The following is a 16,528-nucleotide window of genomic DNA, read 5'->3' as shown; positions in this document are numbered from 1 at the left end:
CCCTTTTCGCAAATGGCGCACGGATTACAGCGCCGCTCTCGGTGACGGGCAACTTTACTCAGTTTTCTTTAAAAGTCAAAAACCCGTTCACGTTCAACCTGTAAGTTCTGTATCTGCTGGATTCGCGCTTGAATGCGTTGCCGGTTCATTAAATCATGTTCGTTTGATTTTGCGAACGCTGAATGCAACTCCTCAATGGCATTGGTAAAGTTGGCACGCAGCACCATCACTTCGGCCATGGCTTCGTGTTGACCTACCACATTGCCTGATTTTTGATGGCTCTCATGCAGTAATTGCCAAGCCAACACATCGCGACGGTTCTCAATCAGATAATCTTGCACTACACGGCGGGCAATGTCGTATTTGCCTGCATGGTTCGCCGCATAAACAAAGTTCAAAGTAACCACTTGGTTATTTGGACGGCGAGAATACTCCGTGGTGAGCATTTCCAGCACTTCTTCATAACGCTTCTGGGCAAGCCAAATATCGGTTTGCGTATCAATAAAGAATAAGTTGAGCGGATGTGTCTCGCGCAAATCGAGAATAATTTGGTCGGCTTGTTCATAGCGCTCGAGTTCATACAGCGCCAGTGCTTGTGCATAGAGCAGACCTTCCCGCTTCGTGGTGTCACGCTCTTGGCGTAGCTCTTGTTCCACGTTGGTTAAAACATCTCGCGCTGGGCGATTTGAAAAGCGCACCCGAACCCGTGCTTTGGCAAGATGAAAATCAAGGCTCGGTGGTAAGCTACGCGGCCCAAGTGCCCGTGCCCGTGACTGTGTATCCGCAACCCGTGAATCCGGAAGCGGGTGGGTGACTAAGAACTGGGGCAAGGTGGAGGTATAACGATACCGATCTTGCAGGCGGCCAAAGAAGCGCGGTGCGCCTTCAGGATCGTATCCGGCGCGATGCAGCGCTTGCATGCCAATGCGATCCGCTTCAAGTTCAAACTGGCGCGTGTAATTGATCTGGCGTTGTTGGAAGCCGGCCATATTGGCGGTCAAAACTGCCATACCCAGAGTGGGGTTGATCACCCCAATAATCATGCCGCCAATAATCTGAGCAACCGTCATAGGGGCTGCCGCCGTTATACGCTCCATATTGCGGGCGATATGGCGCTGCGTTACGTGGGCAATTTCATGGCTTAATACCGAGGCCAACTCGGATTCATCCTGGGCTTCCATGAGCAACCCCGTGTGCATACCAATTTGACCACCTAAAAAAGCGAATGCGTTAATACTATCGTCACGAATCCAGAAGAAACTAAATGGGTAGCGCACATTATCGGTGTGTCGAACTAAGCGATTGCCAACACCTTCGAGATACTCGCGTAATACCGGATCTTCGATCACCGGCGCCGCACCGCGTACTTCGCGGGCGAAATGTTCACCTAATAAACGTTCGCGCTCGATCGACATAAAAGCGCCACCGGCAGTACCTATTGTGGGCACGTCGGTACGCGAATGGGCCGAAGCCTGATGGCTTGAGGTAATGAAAAAAATAAGAAAAGCCGTGCAGATCATGACTAAAGCAGGGGCACGGAAGGAGATTTGCATGTCCAAAGGACTCCATAGTTATCGACCCGTTTCACGAAAGCCCGCGGCAAACGTTCGGAGGACAGGGCCTGACTGCAACTCACGGTAATGCTTGAGACCTTAAACAACAGCGTGGGTTCAATACGCTCACAGGTTTAGTTTCTGAGTCTAAAAGGTTGCGCATGGCTTGTCGACCTTTGCGCGTATGGTGTAAGGTTGCAGCCCTTGATACAATGAGAGTTACGCAAACAGTTTTGCGGATTGAGGCTCGAAAGGAGCAGCATTATTTATGTTGGGATATATTCGCGATTGGTTTCAACGCAAATTTTCTGACCCAAACGCAATTACGCTTACGTTGTTATTGCTCATCGGGTTTGGACTTATTGTCCTGTTTGGTACCGTGCTGGCCCCGATCCTGGTTGCTATTGCCCTCGCATATTTATTGGAATGGCCGGTAAGCCGCTTAGAACGACTTGGCTTTAAAAGGCTCTACGCGGTACTCCTTGTCTTTGTCCTCTTCTTTACCTTCGCCCTCTTATCCGTGATGTTCTTGATGCCAGTGATTTGGCAACAAAGTGTGAATTTGCTCGCGGAATTGCCGTTAATTGCCCAGGCTTGGCGTGAAATGATGGAGAGCGTTGAAGAAATAGCCCCGGCCTTTGTCGATGCGAGTCAGTTACAGCTGTTTACCGACAAGGTCAATGACCGCTTGTTGCAGTTCGGTCAAGGCTTGTTGGAACGCTCACTGAATACCTTGGTGCTCTTGGCCGTGGTTTTGGTATACATGATTATCGTGCCGTTATTGGTGTTCTTTATGCTGAAAGATAAAAAGCTGTTACTGGAACACTTTAATCGCATCTTACCAGAGCAACGCCGCTTGATTAGTCAAGTGGGCACGGAAATGAACTTGCAAATCATGAATTATATTCGCGGGAAAGCGGCGGAGATCGTGATTGTCGGGGTCGTGACCTACATTGTTTTCACCATGTTCGATTTGCGCTATGCCGCCTTGTTGGCCACCCTTGTTGGGTTCTCGGTACTGGTGCCCTATATCGGTGCCGCTGTAGTGACTATCCCCGTGGCGTTGGTGGGTTTGTTCCAGTTTGGCATTAGTGCGACCTTGCTTTGGCTTATCGTCGCTTATTTAATTATCCAAGCATTGGATGGCAACGTACTGGTTCCCATATTGTTCTCCGAAGCGGTGAGCTTGCACCCGGTATACATCATTGGTGCGGTTTTAATATTTGGCGCGATCTGGGGCTTCTGGGGGGTATTCTTTGCCATTCCATTAGCCAGCTTGGTGAAAGCGGTGATTACAGCGCTTTCCACTCATCGTGAAGAGCAAGACGTCGCTCAGGAATAGTCTAAGAGCGCTGTGCTCAGAAGACCCCTCCAAAAATAAAAGGCCTGCGTTGGTGATAACGCGGGCCTTTTAGTTGCTGCAAGTAGTTCGGTAATCGGCCTTGCCTTATAGGCTATCTAAAGCCGCAAGTACCACTTCGTGGTGATCCTTGGTTTTAAACTTATCGAATACGTGCGCGACCTTGCCGTTTTTATCAATCAAAAAGCTAATACGGTGAATGCCGTCGTATTCGCGCCCCATAAATTTCTTCGGTCCCCATACACCAAAGGCATCGGCGACTTCGTGGTGCTCATCGCCAAGCAGGGTGAAATTTAAATTGTCGCGCTCGGTAAACTTCGCCAAGCGCTTCGGCGCATCAGGACTAATTCCCACCACCACAACGCCTTTCTTCGCTAATTCGTCGCGGGTATCCCGCAAATTTTGCGCTTGCACGGTGCAGCCTGGGGTCATCGCTTTTGGGTAAAAATACACCAGCACGCGATTGGATTTAAGTAGGTTCTCAAGGCTCACCGCGTCACCCTGTTGATCAGGTAAGGTAAACATCGGGGCTTTATCGCCAACCTGCAGTGTTTTCATGAAAAGACTCCTGTCGCAATAGTCGAGTGAAACGAATCGAAGGGGACCAGTTAAGAGGATACCCTGTCGCCAATGAGAACGAAAGGGAGGGCCTAGACTCGGTGAGCGGAATAATTACAGATTTATCACAAGGAAACACCCCACTAGGCTTGTCATTGTAGTGCTCCACGAGTAAGATTGAGCCCTCATTTTTAGAGGGAGAATCTATGCTGACCGGCAGTATGGTGGCACTTGTCACCCCGTTCACAAGCAACGGTAATGTGGATTACAAACTCCTCACAGAACTGGTTGAGTTTCATATTCAATACGGTACTGATGCGATTGTTTCGGTCGGTACCACCGGCGAATCCCCAACTCTCAGCCATGACGAGCATGTCGATGTTGTGCGGGCCACGGTGGAAGTGGCCGCAGGGCGAATTAAAGTGATCGCGGGCAATGGTTCTAATGCGACTCAAGAAGCGGTGCAACTCACAGAGCGTATCGCGGTGCTTGGCGTAGATGGCTTTTTGAATGTGACCCCTTATTACAACAAACCCAGCCGCCGCGGCATTATTGAACATTATCGTCATGTTGGCGAAGCCAGTGATTTACCCCAGTTTCTGTACAACGTTCCGGGTCGTACATGTTGTGATCTAACGCCGGAGCTTGTTGGAGAGCTCGCGCAGTTGCCAAATATTGTGGGCATTAAAGAAGCCACTGGTGATGTGTCACGGGTTGCTGAAATTCAGCGGATTTGTGGACATGACTTCTTATTATTAAGCGGTGATGATCCCACCTCCCGTGAGTTTATGTTGGCCGGTGGCCATGGTGTGATCAGCGTGACCGCGAACCTTATGCCACAAACCATGAAACGCATGGTGGAAGCGGCAACCCGCGGTGATGTGGCGTTGGCCGAAGAATTAGATAAGAAACTAGCGCCTTTGCACGAAGCTTTATTTATCGAGGCAAACCCTATTCCGGTGAAGTGGGCCATGGCGCGCTTAGGTTGGATTCAAGCGAATTACCGACTTCCGCTGACACCCCCGGAACTTGCGAGCGAAAAAGTTATCGAACAGGCACTGATAAACGCAGGACAATTAAAAGAGCGGAGTTCGGATGAAGTTTAAACACGTAGTCTTACTTACCATGGGAATCGCCTTGGTGAGTGGTTGTACGTCAAATCGTGAATTAGCGGAAGGCGGTTTTGGTTATCTGGAAGTTGAGGAACAGCCCTCGCTGATTATCCCAGAAGGGTTGGAGCAGCGGGCACCTCGTTCGCAGTATCAGATCCCTGAAGAAACAACGGCCATGCGTAATGCGCCTGTAGGTGCAAACGTGAGCATCCGTTCGCCGCGTCAAATTCTTACTCTGGCACCTGGTAGCCGTGTGGAAGAAGGTGTGCAGGCGTCTGTTTTAGCCTTTGATGCGGTGGAAGGGGTCTCCGATTTGCCGGCGTGGATTTGGGATGAAGTAGAGCGCGTGCTCGCCGCTTCTGGCGCAACCTTAGTGGAGCACGACCGTGAGAGCAGAGCGGTCACTGACTCGTTCCGCATTCAGCAATACACACGCCCACGCCAAGGTTTCTTTAACCGTCTGCGCGGTCGTCGTGTTGCCGTGGAAACAGAACAAACGCTTATTGTTGATATGACAGCACCAGCGCATCGTCGCAGTGCTACGTTGTCGGTGAATGCGCAATCGATCAGTCAATATGATGATGGTCGTCGGGTACCTCAGGATCAACTCCCTGCAATGCTGCAGCGTGAGATCGAAGCTGATTTTCTAAATACCATTAGTAGCAATCTAAATCGCCGTTACATGCAAGGCCGTGTGGCCGCCGTGCAAACGGACCTTGAGTTTGAATTGCTGGAATCACCGGATGGCTACCCTGCGGTGGCATTCGCGGGCGACTTCAATACCGGTTGGGTAATCATGCCTGGGATTATCACGGATTTAGGGTTTGTGATCGACGATTTGAATCAAACCGAAGGAACGTATTACACCGAGTATCAACCGGGTGGTAAACGCGGCTGGTTCTCACGTCTGTTCCGTCGTAGTGTTCGTGGTCCTTTAGATTTGCCACGGGGTACCGAAGTGAACTTCTCCGTTGATGAAGTAAACGGTATTGTCTACATCGTGCCTATGATCGATGGCAATGCCCTCGACCAAGCGCAACTCGAATCGTGGGCGCCGGCACTAGAAGACGCATTTAGAAATCTTGACCAATAAACTGTAATTTTTCATCGAACCACTGAGAAACGGCAATGGAAAAACGTGACGAGTTGTATCGCGGTAAGGCAAAAACAGTATTCACCACGGATAATCCTGATTATCTGATTTTAGAATTTCGGGATGACACCTCGGCGTTTGACGGTGAAAAAGTAGAGCAGTTGGCTCGTAAGGGCATGGTGAACAATAAGTTCAATCACTTCATTATGGAGCAATTGAGCGCAGCCGGTATTCCAACGCAAATGGAAACATTGCTGTCAGATACTGAGTGTGTGGTGAAAAAACTCGAAATGATTCCCGTCGAATGCGTGGTGCGTAACCTTGCCGCGGGTTCATTGGTGCGCCGTTTAGGTGTTACCGAAGGTCTTGAGTTGAATCCGCCAACGTTTGAGTTGTTTTTGAAAAACGATGCGCTGCATGACCCTATGGTGAATGAATCGCACGCGCTTGCTTTTGGGTGGGCCACGAGCGAACAGCTAGCGGAAATGAAGCGGTTAACCTTTGCAGTCAACGACGTGCTTAAGCCACTGTTTGAGAACGCGGGCATGCTGTTGGTGGACTACAAGCTTGAGTTTGGTGTGTTCAATGGCAGCATCGTGCTTGGGGATGAATTTAGCCCAGATGGATGCCGGTTATGGGACAAAGAAACCCGCACTAAGCTGGATAAAGATCGATTCCGCCAAGGCTTAGGTGGTGTTGTTGAAGCCTATGAAGAAGTCGCCAAACGCTTGGGTGTACCGTTGAGCTAACCGTTGCGTTGACAGTAACCTAAATAAAAACGAGGACAATTAGTCCTCGTTTTTTTGTGTAAATTCCTCATTTGAGGAATGTTCTGCTTGAGCCTTCTTGGAATCTAGTGTTGCGTGGGTATCTTTATTCGCTTCGTCACGCAGTTGTTCTTCGTAACGGCGTTGTTCCTCTGCTTTTTTCACAACACTATCGGGCATTTTCATATGGGCTGTTTTTTTCACCAACATAATATTGCTCAGAATAATGCCTAGCGCCAAGACAATAATAATCACACCCCACACCGACATATCAGCGTCCCCCTTGTACTGGCTGTAACGCCGCATCTGGAATGGCTGCCACCGAGCCCATGTAGCGTTCGATCAAACTCGCAAACTGGGCGGTGATGTGCTCACGCCCCACCACTTCGAACTCTTGATAGAACTGATCAAGCGCCCGCACAATGGGCACCGGCGCTTGATAGCGTGCTTGATATTGCGCCGCCAATGGTGCGTATGACCAATGCCACGGCTCGGCGGCGACACCAGGCGTGTCGTTACTGAGATATGGGCGATAGAAACCAAACTCATGGGCATGGGCCGTCAACCACGCAAATAGTGCCGCCATGGGGCCCTCAGGCCCGTATTCCCATGGCTCTAATTGTAATGATTGCTCACCCAAGGCGACTGGATCATAACAATCAAAATCCGTGCCCCAATGATGACGTGATAAGCCGGGCAGGGCAGACCAACGCAATATGGCATGCAGGGATTCATCGCGCACCGGGGTCTGAATACCAGTATACTTGCGCGCCCAAATTCCTGCTTGTCGCTCAAAGCTACGAAATCCACTGGCAATATGCAGATGAACACCCGCTTGAGCAGCAGCACTTTGCATGCGGGTAAAAGCCGCGCTGACTTGCGGTTGCAGTTGAATTAAGGGGGATGACTCCCCCGGTACCGACCGCACGTGGGTGTCTCTCACGCCACAAAGTTGTGCCAGAGTGAGCTCCATACTACGCGCGCTCTGATGTTGGAGTTGGCACAAGCATACGTTCCAGAATCCGCTCGTACATATCCGTCAGGGTGATTAAATCCTGATGGCTCACGTGCTCGTTTACTTTGTGGATACTTGCATTCACCGGACCAAGCTCAATCACTTGCGCACCTGTCGGTGCAATAAAGCGACCATCGGAGGTCCCTCCTGCCGTCGATAGCTCCGGAGGTGTGCCTATCACATCCGTGACCGCGGCTTTAGTGGCGTCTACGAGCGGGCCTTGCTCGGTCAAGAAGGGCTCACCATTGAGAATCCAATCCATGGAGTAAACGAGTTCGTGTTTATCCAAGATGGCAAGAATACGTTGCTGGAGACCTTGTGCGGTAGACTCTGTACTAAAGCGCAAATTAAAGGTGACCTTCATTCGTCCCGGAACCACATTAGTTGCTCCAGTGCCTGCTTGCACATCCACAATTTGAAAACTGGTGGGGGGGAATGCTGCATTGCCTTCGTCCCACATTTCAGTCGCTAACTCGGCAATAGCAGGCGCCGCTAAGTGCACAGGATTACGGGCTAAGTGTGGGTAGGCCACATGGCCTTGCACGCCTTCAATGGTTAAGTACCCGGTCATGCTCCCGCGCCGACCATATTTTACCACATCACCCGCATAATTTGTGGATGACGGTTCGCCGACTAGGCACCAGGTGATTTTTTCGTTGCGTGCTTCTAAGGTTTCCACCACGCGTACGGTGCCATTGATAAAAGGGCCTTCTTCATCGCTGGTAATCAAAAACGCGATACTGCCATGGTGTTCTGGGTGCTTTTTTACGAAGCGTTCCGTGGCCACAACCATCGCGGCTAATGACCCTTTCATATCTGCCGCGCCACGGCCATAGAGCACATCGTCTTTATCAGTGGGCACAAAAGGGTCGGTGTGCCAATCTTTGGCATCGCCGGGAGGAACTACATCGGTGTGACCGGCAAAACAAAATACCGGACCGGATGTATTACGGCGTGCCCACATGTTGGTGGTGTCCTCAAATACCATGGTCTCGATATCAAAACCTAAGGCGGCTAAGCGCTTAGCCATGAGTGGTTGGCAACCGGCATCTTCGGGGGTCACCGACCTTCGGCTGATAAGTTCACGGGCAAGTTCGAGTGTAGGATGCTGTTCAGACACGGAAAAACCCCTGCCAAGTCGCTTCGTCAAAGCCAACTAACATGTCGCCTTCATGCACCACAACAGGGCGTTTGAGCAACGTCGGATGACGCTGGATTAGATGAATAGTACGGGGCAAGGTTAATTCGCCTTTATCGTCGTCGGGAAGATTACGCCAGGTTGTTCCGCGTTTGTTGATCAGTTGCTCCACCCCGAGCGTATTGACCCAGTGCTCGATGGTTGTGGCCGGAAGTGGGGCGCTTTTGAGATCAGCAAATTCATACTGAACGTTATGGGATTTTAGCCATTTACGGGCCTTGCGAACGGTGTCGCAGTTGGTGATGCCGAACACAACGGTACTCATAGATGCGTTCCTTTCTTCAATCAGTGGTAACGTGGGAAAACAGTGCCACAAATGGGCCAAAAACAAAAGAGCTGAAAGTTATTCAAAGGTATCCACTTTTTCTGTGGATAACCTTGTTAATTAGCTGATTTAAACTTGTCAACCTCTTGTTTTATAAGGATAAACACAGCTGTTCGAGAAATGCGCATGTGCTGTTTTTTTGATCTTTTAGTGGTCTTTATGCGATCATATGGTACATAAAGTGAGGTGATATTCGATGTGGAAGTCTGTTCGGCGTGGTGTGAAATACATGAAAGTGTGGCCGAATCATGCGGTTGTTGGCAATATGACCGAAGCCAAAGTGATCCCCGCAACACGATTGGGTGCGCGTATGCTTCCGATTGCGGCCGTGGTGAATTTCTTCGTTCAGTTTCAATATCTGGGAACTGATTACCTCCCGCAAATTATCGGCGCGAGTTTGTTTATTTTGCTGTTACCCCTACAAGGCTATTATTGGCTAGGGCAACGGGCCTATTGCAAATTACCACCGCCATTGAAGCATTGGTATTTTGAGCTTAAACAGAAATTAAACGAGTCAGGCGAGGATATCCGGTTACCCAGTCACCGACCGGGGCCTTGTTATATCGATTTGGCGCGGGTGTTAAAAGCGGCGCTTACCGTCCTTCCACCGGAAGAACGGTAAACTTAGGTTAACGCCCATTATTTTGAACGAAATACGCTCCACACTGGGGCGTGATCCGAGGGCTTATCAATACCCCGCAATTCATAATCAATGCCTGATTCTTCACAGCGCTCTGCTAATACATCCGTGGCCAAAATCAAATCGATACGTAGGCCACGGTTATCGTCAAAACCCCGCGAGCGGTAATCAAACCAGCTGAACTGATCATTGGTGTCAGGATTTAATGCTCGGTAGGTATCGGTAAAGCCCCAGTCAAGCAAGCGCCCAAGCCATTCCCGTTCCTCTGGAAGGAAGCTACATTTGCCGGTGCGCAACCAGCGCTTGCGGTTGTCTTCGCCAATCCCGATATCCAGATCCGTGCTGGAGATATTCATATCCCCCATCAAAATTACCGGTTGTTCTGGAGACAAGTCGGCCTCCAGATACTGCATCAGATCCTGATAGAATTTCTCTTTAGCCGGAAACTTCACAGGATGGTCGCGCGATTCACCTTGTGGGAAGTAACCGTTCATTACGCGAATCTGCTCGCCTTCAGGGCTGGTGACTGTGGCCATAATCATCCGCCGCTGGGCTTCGGGATCATCGCCTGGCCATCCGTAAGTTATGTCCTGCACCGGTAACTTGGAGAGCAAGGCAACGCCGTAATGACCTTTCTGACCAAAATAGAGCACTTGGTACCCCATCGCTTCTACGTCGGCAAGAGGAAAGGAATCATCGTGTACCTTGGTTTCTTGCAAGCCAATCACGTCAGGTTGGTGCTTATCGATCAATGCTTGCAATTGGTGCAAACGCGCGCGAATGCCATTGATATTAAAACTAATAAATTTCATGCTGTTATTCTTTAGTTTGGTCGATAAAGTAAAAGCATACCATTGCCAGAACGAGGATGCAGTACGAAAGCATCGTTTGCACCGTTCGAGACTGTACATCAAGGCACGGATTCGTATACTGCGAGCCATTATTGAAAATAAGAACGAGAGAATAAGATCAATGTTTAACGATGTGCTCATGACTTTGGGAAGCTGGATGCGCGGCCACTTGCCTTATATTTCCATGATGATTTCTGCCACTGTGCTCGTGATCTGGGGCAGTGATATCAATCGTATTGTGCGCAATCAAGTTATTCAGTATCACTTTATCATTCGCACAACCGTGTTTGTTCTCTTGTGTGCTTTCGGGTACGGTTTGCTACTGAATTGGATGGCCCCATTTCTGCATATGCAACTGGCGCAAGTATCGACCCGTTATTTAGGGGTTCTGGTAGTTGCGATTATGGTGGCGTTGGGCATGATTGCTGAACGCAAACGCGGTTGCTAACGACCGTTGTAAAGAGGAATAGGACGAATAAGATGACGACCCAATGGATCGATCTTCGTGCTGGCAGTCATGCCCTTGCACAGATTCAAGAGCACGGTTTGCAGCCCGACGATATTAGCTTGTTGCTGGGTGCGTCCGGGGGGCCGAAGTGGTTTATCCTTCAAGGTTTGGATAATTATCTGTTTGGCGAATTTTTTTCCAAACGTCAACAACCTATGGAGCTACTTGGGACCTCTGCGGGAGCCTGGCGATTTGCTAGTTTGGGTCGTTCCGATGCCGCCGACGCCAGTGCATTATTCTGTAAGCTGTATCGCGCTACTGTGTATAGTGAAAAGCCGGACGTGCGCGAAATCACTGATAAAGCCATCGATCTACTCAACGAATACGTGACCGATGACGCCATTGCCGAGATCTTGTCTCAAGATCGCTTTTTACACCATATGATTGTGGTGCGCAGCCGTGGAATTGGCGCGTCCGACAACCGTGTATTGCAAGGAATGTCGTTGATTAGAGCCGCAGCCCTTAATGCAGTATCGCGGAAAACGCTGCGCCATAGCTTTGAGCGTGTTGTGTTTCATCATCCAAAAGCAACACCACCGTTAGGGCACGATTGGCACGATCTTCCTACGCGCCACGTGGCTCTGACCCAAGAAAATTTCCGTCATGCTTTGCTGGCGACAGGATCCATTCCTATGGTGCTTGCTGGTGTCCGCGATATTCCTGGAGCGCCGCCGGGAGTGTATCGTGATGGCGGCGTAACCGACTACCATTTCAATCTGCCATTTGATGAGCAATCTGGTTTAGTACTTTACCCGCATTTCCAACGCGAAGTGATTCCAGGATGGTTTGATAAGCATTTAAAACGCCGAATGTCGGGTCAACAGTGGCCTAATGTATTGGCGCTGATGCCGACGCAAAAGTTTATCGATGCGTTGCCCTATCAGAAAATTCCGGATCGCCATGATTTTGCCAATATGGATGTACCTACGCGGCAGAAATTTTGGCAACAGGCTGTGGATGCTGGCTATCGTATGGCCGATGAACTAGCCGAACTGATTAGCAGCGGAAAAATCCGCGATGCAGTAACCGAGTGGAAGGACTAGGTCCTTGTCTCCTTTGCAAAAATTCAGGAAAAAATCGCGCATAATTGGACATTTGCACAACCTTGTCTAGGCTTAGGAGTGTCACTTTGACACTTACAAGGAGAAAACGACAATGAACAAGATTGTGTCACTGGCCATTTTAGTCGCAGGCGTTATCGTGTTGTATTTCGGCTGGCAGGAAAAACAGTCGGTCGCCTCGGAAGTTAGCGAAGCATTTACCGGCCAGCCTACCGATAATGCCATGTGGTTCCTTATCATTGGTGCCATTCTTGTAGTCGTGGGGATCGGTGGTGTGTTTTTAGGTAAAAAATAGTGCGCGCCTCCCACTAATTTCTGGTAACACCTACGGCGAAGGCCATGATTTTGTTATCATGGCCTTCGTTTTTTATTGCTTGTTTAAGGAGTGGCCATGACCCGTTTTACCAGCACCGAGCGCTATATTGTTTCATCTGAATTGGCGCTGGCAGTAAATGCTGCCGTAACCTTGGAGAAGCCTCTGTTAATCAAAGGGGAGCCTGGGACCGGTAAAACCCGTTTGGCAGAAGAATTGGCCGCAAGTTTAGACACTGAGTTGCTGCGTTGGCATATTAAGTCCACTACGAAGGCCCAACAGGGTTTGTATGAATACGATGCGGTATCACGCTTGCGAGATAGCCAACTGGGCAGTGATAAAGTGCACGATATCAGCCATTACATTAAGCCTGGTAAATTATGGCAGGCATTTACCGCTGAGAAGCGCCCGGTGCTATTGATCGATGAAATCGATAAAGCCGACATCGAGTTCCCCAATGATTTACTGCATGAGCTCGATCAAATGGAGTTTCATGTGTATGAAACCGGTGAGCAGATCAGCGCCAAGCAACGTCCGATTGTGATTATTACCTCGAATAACGAAAAAGAACTCCCCGATGCCTTTTTGCGTCGTTGCTTCTTTCACTATATTCGCTTCCCTGATGAAGACACGCTCGCGGACATCGTGCGGGTTCACTTTCCGACGATTCGCAAAGACCTATTAAGCCAAGCGTTGGAAGTGTTCTTTGAGCTGCGGGATGTACCCAACCTTAAGAAAAAGCCATCGACCTCTGAATTATTGGATTGGCTGAAACTGCTTTTGGCGGAGTCGATAACCCCTGCAGATCTGCAAGAACAACATAGCCACGGCGGCTTGATGCCCATGTTTGGTGCACTACTAAAGAACGAACAAGACGTGGAGCTGGTTGAGAAGCTCGCCTTTATGGCTCGTCGTCAGGGGCGTTAAATGCTCATTCAGTTTTTCTTAAAAGTGCGCCATTACGGGGTACCTGCCAGCATCACCGAATTACTCGACTTGCTCAAGGCTCTCGAGTCGCAGGTGGTGTTTGCCGACATCGAAGGTTTTTACAATTTGGCGCGGTTAACACTGGTCAAGGATGAAACCCATTATGATCGCTTCGATAGGGCGTTTGCTGATTATTTTGAAGGCGTGAGTGAAGTCGACATTGCCGCAAGTATTCCTGAAGAATGGCTGGAGCGTAGCTTACAACGTCAACTCAGTGAGGAAGAGAAAGCTAAGCTGCAAAGCTTAGGCGGGTTAGAGGCACTGTTAGACCAGTTCCGTGAGCGTTTAGCCGAGCAACAAAAACGCCATGCGGGCGGTAATAAGTGGATTGGCACCGGCGGTACCTCGCCTTTTGGAGCTTATGGGTATCATCCTGAGGGGATTCGTATCGGTCAGGACGGCAGTAACGCCCGGCGTGCGGTGAAAGTGTGGGATAAGCGCGAGTTTAAAGATCTCGATACCGATGAAGAGCTGAATAACCGTAATATCAAATTAGCCTTACGCAAGCTACGCCGGTTTGCGCGCACGGGCGCAGCCACAGAGCTCGACTTGGCCGAAACTATTCGCGCCACCAGTCGCCAGGGCGGCTTACTTGATCTGCGTTACCAGCCAGAGCGTCACAATGCAGTGAAAGTATTGATTTTGTTCGATGTGGGGGGCTCTATGGATGATTACATCTACGAGTGCCAACAGCTCTTTGCCGCTGTGCGCTCGGAGTTTAAACATCTGGAGTTTTTCTATTTTCACAACTGTGTGTATGAAGGCGTGTGGAAAACCAATCAGCGCCGGCAGCAAGAGCAGTTGTCGATTCATGATCTGCTGCACACCTATGCTAGCGACTATAAGTTAATTCTGGTGGGCGATGCCACCATGGGCCCTTATGAAATTGCCTATCCCGGAGGCAGTGTCGAGCATTGGAATGAAGAGCCTGGGCAGGTATGGATGGAGCGACTTTTGGGACATTTTCCAAAGGCCGTGTGGTTAAACCCCCAGCCACATCAGCGCTGGCCCTATTACCATTCCATTGAGATGATTCGGGGCATTATGCAAGGGCGCATGTACCCCTTAACCGTGCATGGCATTACCGACGCGATTGAGGCGTTGTAGCCGCTTATTCGCCATCCTGCAGCGATTCACTTGCGTCTACTGGGCTGCTGCGGCGAATGCTGCGAATCGCTTGATTCAAGCGGGCGGCCGAGAATTCCCCTACATGGGTATCAATGAGCATACCGTTGGCGTCAAAAAACAGGGTGGTAGGTAAGGCGAAAGATTGGATATGGGTGCCAAGCTGACTATTGGGATCCAGCAGAGTATGGGTAATATCTAACCCTTGGGCCAACATAAACTCGCGCACCAACTGTGCATCCTCACCTTGGTTTACAGTCACAATAGCGACATCTGGGTAGCGGGTCTGCGCATCCTCGAGTAACGGCATTTCCCGTACACAGGGCGGACACCATGTGGCCCATAGGTTCATCACCACAGGCTGCCCACGAAATGCGCGATGCAAAAACACCGGGCGATCGTCTAAGGTGCTTACCCGCACTTCTGGAATGAAGAGTTCATTGCCGTACTTGTGATTGTAAAACCCATGCATACTGGTCCAAGCAAGGGCGGCGACCAGGCAAGAAACCGCGACCGGCTTAAATAAAGCCCGCTGCTTAAAAATTTCGTAGCCAGCGAGCGCCACTCCGGCAATAACCCCCGCCCACAGATCAAAACCGCCATCGCGTACATTCAAAATCTGCCACGGGCTGCTTGCGTAGTCGCTAAAGTAACGAATGACAAAGCTAATGCGCGCAAATAAGAGGCCCACCGCAAGAATACGAAACACACTGTCCGTGGCGTTTACTTTGTATTTACGTCCGAGTATCCAAGCGAGCCCAAAGGCCACAACGAGGGCAATAAAAAAGATCAAATGAACCGTGGCGAAGGCAAAAGGACCAAAGGTGACAGACATCATAAACAGGCGAACTCCGGTTTAAAAAACACAGGGCAAACAGTAACGTTGTACGCAGTATGCCGAAACTATACGTAAACTTCATGTGTTTAGCGCAAATGGTTTATCGGAATTTTGAGATAGGTTACGCCATTATCTTCCGCTGGAGGGAAGTGCCCCGCGCGAATATTCACTTGCACCGCTGGGATAATAAGGCGCGGCATCGCCAAGGTTGCGTCGCGCTTATCACGCATGGCGACAAACTCCGCTTCGCTTACGTTATCGTTGATATGAATGTTGCTCGCGCGCTGCTCGGCGACCGTGGTACAGCACGCATGTTCGCGGGTTTCAGGGGGATAGTCATGGCATACAAATAGCGAGGTATCTTCCGGGTAACTGAGTAATTTACGAATCGAGTGATATAAGGTGTTGCTCGAACCGCCCGGAAAGTCACAGCGCGCCGTGCCCACATCGGGCATAAATAGCGTATCGCCAACGAATAGCGCAGAGCCATTGAGTAGGTAGGCACAATCGGCTGGGGTGTGCCCAGGGCAGTGAATGACCTCAAATTGCAACCCACCGGCTCGAATATACTCACCTTCCTGCAACAAGGTATCGAACTGGGCCCCGTTCGGTAGAAATTCTTTCTCGAAATTAAATACGTCTTTGAATATGGCCTGCACATCACGAATGTAAGCGCCGATACCAATAGGGGCACCCGTATGTTTCTGTAAATAAGGAGCGGCTGAAAGGTGATCAGCATGGGCGTGAGTTTCGAGGATATGGGCCACGTCCAAGTCATGTTCGCGAATAAAACGAAGGATACGATCGGCACCAGCCGTGCGGGTGTGGCCCGAGGCGGCATCAAAATCCAGCACGGAGTCAATAATCACGGCTGCATTGCCATGACGTTCATACACCACGTAGGAAAAGGTTTCGCTGTCGTTATCTAAGAATGGCTGCACGCAAAAGGATTCAAACTCAATCGCTGTTATTTGCTCGCGCATCGCTTCGTCCACATTGTTCTCCATACGGTTAGTTTTTGCAGGATATACCATTGCAGAATGTATTATCGCAGAATGTTTCCTTGCAGAATGCACTACGTTACCTAAAAAGGATAAGTATTTGTATCAGCACCCCATAGAATTTGTATTATAAAAACCTAATATTTGACAAGGCAATACATTTTCGGATGCGCTATGATGAAAGTCGTGCATGCATAGCTCGGCAGGTATTTGATCTAACGCA

General features: G+C 49.9%; 19 protein-coding genes. 10 read left to right on the top strand and 9 right to left on the bottom strand.

Annotated features, from left to right (window positions below; all coding sequences use genetic code 11):
• Positions 1–68 precede the first annotated feature (68 nt).
• Positions 69–1,553, bottom strand: coding sequence for a beta-barrel assembly-enhancing protease (gene bepA, locus FM042_RS03695; protein WP_143234433.1), 1,485 nt, complete (start codon positions 1,551–1,553; stop codon positions 69–71).
• A 268-nt stretch (positions 1,554–1,821) separates the two neighbouring features.
• On the opposite strand from bepA, the gene FM042_RS03690 reads away from it, so the two are divergent.
• Positions 1,822–2,895 (top strand): AI-2E family transporter, encoded by a 1,074-nt coding sequence (locus tag FM042_RS03690; RefSeq protein WP_143234431.1) that lies wholly within the window; start codon positions 1,822–1,824, stop codon positions 2,893–2,895.
• Positions 2,896–3,000: 105 nt separating this feature from the next.
• Here FM042_RS03690 and bcp read toward each other — a convergent pair whose 3' ends face one another.
• Positions 3,001–3,471 carry a thioredoxin-dependent thiol peroxidase gene (gene bcp, locus FM042_RS03685; protein WP_143234430.1) on the bottom strand — a complete coding sequence of 157 codons (471 nt, stop codon included), beginning with the start codon at positions 3,469–3,471 and terminating at the stop codon, positions 3,001–3,003.
• Positions 3,472–3,677: 206 nt separating this feature from the next.
• On the opposite strand from bcp, the gene dapA reads away from it, so the two are divergent.
• The 3 genes from dapA to purC are packed head-to-tail and all read left to right on the top strand — an operon-like array spanning position 3,678 to position 6,425.
• Positions 3,678–4,577, top strand: coding sequence for a 4-hydroxy-tetrahydrodipicolinate synthase (dapA, locus tag FM042_RS03680; RefSeq protein WP_143234429.1), 900 nt, complete (start codon positions 3,678–3,680; stop codon positions 4,575–4,577).
• A complete protein-coding gene (bamC, locus tag FM042_RS03675) occupies positions 4,567–5,676 on the top strand; it encodes an outer membrane protein assembly factor BamC (RefSeq protein WP_143234428.1) in 1,110 nt (369 codons plus the stop codon). Before dapA ends, bamC begins: the two co-directional genes overlap by 11 nt.
• Before the next feature lie 35 nt (positions 5,677–5,711).
• Positions 5,712–6,425, top strand: coding sequence for a phosphoribosylaminoimidazolesuccinocarboxamide synthase (gene purC, locus FM042_RS03670; RefSeq protein WP_143234426.1), 714 nt, complete (start codon positions 5,712–5,714; stop codon positions 6,423–6,425).
• 39 nt (positions 6,426–6,464) lie between these two features.
• Here purC and FM042_RS03665 read toward each other — a convergent pair whose 3' ends face one another.
• Genes FM042_RS03665 through FM042_RS03650 form a run of 4 tightly spaced genes read right to left on the bottom strand, consistent with a single transcriptional unit; the run spans position 6,465 to position 8,921 of the window.
• On the bottom strand, positions 6,465–6,713 hold the full coding sequence (locus tag FM042_RS03665; protein WP_185960686.1) for a DUF2897 family protein: 249 nt from the start codon (positions 6,711–6,713) through the stop codon (positions 6,465–6,467).
• Between the two features lies 1 nt (position 6,714).
• Positions 6,715–7,371, bottom strand: a complete 657-nt coding sequence (locus FM042_RS03660; protein ID WP_221931493.1) for a M15 family metallopeptidase — start codon at positions 7,369–7,371, stop codon at positions 6,715–6,717.
• 46 nt (positions 7,372–7,417) lie between these two features.
• The gene (gene dapE, locus FM042_RS03655; RefSeq protein ID WP_143234420.1) at positions 7,418–8,578 is read right to left on the bottom strand and encodes a succinyl-diaminopimelate desuccinylase; all 1,161 of its coding nucleotides are present in this window, start codon (positions 8,576–8,578) and stop codon (positions 7,418–7,420) included.
• The gene (locus FM042_RS03650; RefSeq protein WP_143234418.1) at positions 8,571–8,921 is read right to left on the bottom strand and encodes a Spx/MgsR family RNA polymerase-binding regulatory protein; all 351 of its coding nucleotides are present in this window, start codon (positions 8,919–8,921) and stop codon (positions 8,571–8,573) included. The genes dapE and FM042_RS03650 overlap by 8 nt, the downstream gene beginning before the upstream one ends.
• A 256-nt stretch (positions 8,922–9,177) precedes the next feature.
• On the opposite strand from FM042_RS03650, the gene yfbV reads away from it, so the two are divergent.
• Entirely contained in the window at positions 9,178–9,603 is a 426-nt protein-coding gene (gene yfbV / locus FM042_RS03645) for a terminus macrodomain insulation protein YfbV (protein WP_143234416.1), read from the top strand.
• Between the two features lie 17 nt (positions 9,604–9,620).
• Here the strand turns inward: yfbV and xthA are convergent, their stop codons facing one another.
• Positions 9,621–10,433, bottom strand: coding sequence for an exodeoxyribonuclease III (gene xthA, locus FM042_RS03640; protein ID WP_143234414.1), 813 nt, complete (start codon positions 10,431–10,433; stop codon positions 9,621–9,623).
• A gap of 160 nt (positions 10,434–10,593) precedes the next feature.
• On the opposite strand from xthA, the gene FM042_RS03635 reads away from it, so the two are divergent.
• From FM042_RS03635 to FM042_RS03615, 5 genes are all read left to right on the top strand, one after another.
• On the top strand, positions 10,594–10,920 hold the full coding sequence (locus FM042_RS03635; protein ID WP_143234412.1) for a DUF3392 domain-containing protein: 327 nt from the start codon (positions 10,594–10,596) through the stop codon (positions 10,918–10,920).
• A 32-nt stretch (positions 10,921–10,952) separates the two neighbouring features.
• Positions 10,953–12,023: a patatin-like phospholipase domain-containing protein gene (locus tag FM042_RS03630; RefSeq protein WP_143234410.1), complete on the top strand. Its 1,071-nt coding sequence runs from the start codon at positions 10,953–10,955 to the stop codon at positions 12,021–12,023.
• Between the two features lie 112 nt (positions 12,024–12,135).
• Complete coding sequence (locus FM042_RS03625; protein WP_143234408.1) at positions 12,136–12,336, top strand: DUF3185 family protein; 201 nt, start codon at positions 12,136–12,138, stop codon at positions 12,334–12,336.
• Between the two features lie 96 nt (positions 12,337–12,432).
• Positions 12,433–13,281 (top strand): AAA family ATPase, encoded by an 849-nt coding sequence (locus FM042_RS03620; RefSeq protein WP_143234406.1) that lies wholly within the window; start codon positions 12,433–12,435, stop codon positions 13,279–13,281.
• The gene (locus tag FM042_RS03615) at positions 13,282–14,448 is read left to right on the top strand and encodes a vWA domain-containing protein (RefSeq protein ID WP_143234404.1); all 1,167 of its coding nucleotides are present in this window, start codon (positions 13,282–13,284) and stop codon (positions 14,446–14,448) included. It begins immediately after the preceding gene.
• Positions 14,449–14,452: 4 nt separating this feature from the next.
• On the opposite strand, the gene FM042_RS03610 is transcribed toward FM042_RS03615, so the two are convergent.
• A complete protein-coding gene (locus FM042_RS03610) occupies positions 14,453–15,304 on the bottom strand; it encodes a TlpA disulfide reductase family protein (protein ID WP_143234402.1) in 852 nt (283 codons plus the stop codon).
• An 86-nt stretch (positions 15,305–15,390) separates the two neighbouring features.
• Positions 15,391–16,287, bottom strand: a complete 897-nt coding sequence (locus tag FM042_RS03605) for an MBL fold metallo-hydrolase (protein WP_143235600.1) — start codon at positions 16,285–16,287, stop codon at positions 15,391–15,393.
• Between the last annotated feature and the right edge of the window lie 241 nt (positions 16,288–16,528).

Origin of the sequence: Aliidiomarina halalkaliphila, from assembly GCF_007096385.1 — a bacterium.
GTDB lineage: Bacteria > Pseudomonadota > Gammaproteobacteria > Enterobacterales > Alteromonadaceae > Aliidiomarina > Aliidiomarina halalkaliphila.
The sequence above is the reverse complement of the archived record's forward strand: the minus strand, read 5'-3'. Positions and strand labels throughout refer to the sequence as shown.

Coding starts and splice junctions, on each gene's coding strand:
- bepA (WP_143234433.1), bottom strand. CDS start 1,553: ATGCAAATCTCCTTCCGTGCCCCTGCTTTAGTCATGATCTGCACGGCT.
- FM042_RS03690 (WP_143234431.1), top strand. CDS start 1,822: ATGTTGGGATATATTCGCGATTGGTTTCAACGCAAATTTTCTGACCCA.
- bcp (WP_143234430.1), bottom strand. CDS start 3,471: ATGAAAACACTGCAGGTTGGCGATAAAGCCCCGATGTTTACCTTACCT.
- dapA (WP_143234429.1), top strand. CDS start 3,678: ATGCTGACCGGCAGTATGGTGGCACTTGTCACCCCGTTCACAAGCAAC.
- bamC (WP_143234428.1), top strand. CDS start 4,567: ATGAAGTTTAAACACGTAGTCTTACTTACCATGGGAATCGCCTTGGTG.
- purC (WP_143234426.1), top strand. CDS start 5,712: ATGGAAAAACGTGACGAGTTGTATCGCGGTAAGGCAAAAACAGTATTC.
- FM042_RS03665 (WP_185960686.1), bottom strand. CDS start 6,713: ATGTCGGTGTGGGGTGTGATTATTATTGTCTTGGCGCTAGGCATTATT.
- FM042_RS03650 (WP_143234418.1), bottom strand. CDS start 8,921: ATGAGTACCGTTGTGTTCGGCATCACCAACTGCGACACCGTTCGCAAG.
- yfbV (WP_143234416.1), top strand. CDS start 9,178: ATGTGGAAGTCTGTTCGGCGTGGTGTGAAATACATGAAAGTGTGGCCG.
- xthA (WP_143234414.1), bottom strand. CDS start 10,433: ATGAAATTTATTAGTTTTAATATCAATGGCATTCGCGCGCGTTTGCAC.
- FM042_RS03635 (WP_143234412.1), top strand. CDS start 10,594: ATGTTTAACGATGTGCTCATGACTTTGGGAAGCTGGATGCGCGGCCAC.
- FM042_RS03630 (WP_143234410.1), top strand. CDS start 10,953: ATGACGACCCAATGGATCGATCTTCGTGCTGGCAGTCATGCCCTTGCA.
- FM042_RS03625 (WP_143234408.1), top strand. CDS start 12,136: ATGAACAAGATTGTGTCACTGGCCATTTTAGTCGCAGGCGTTATCGTG.
- FM042_RS03620 (WP_143234406.1), top strand. CDS start 12,433: ATGACCCGTTTTACCAGCACCGAGCGCTATATTGTTTCATCTGAATTG.
- FM042_RS03615 (WP_143234404.1), top strand. CDS start 13,282: ATGCTCATTCAGTTTTTCTTAAAAGTGCGCCATTACGGGGTACCTGCC.
- FM042_RS03610 (WP_143234402.1), bottom strand. CDS start 15,304: ATGATGTCTGTCACCTTTGGTCCTTTTGCCTTCGCCACGGTTCATTTG.
- FM042_RS03605 (WP_143235600.1), bottom strand. CDS start 16,287: ATGCGCGAGCAAATAACAGCGATTGAGTTTGAATCCTTTTGCGTGCAG.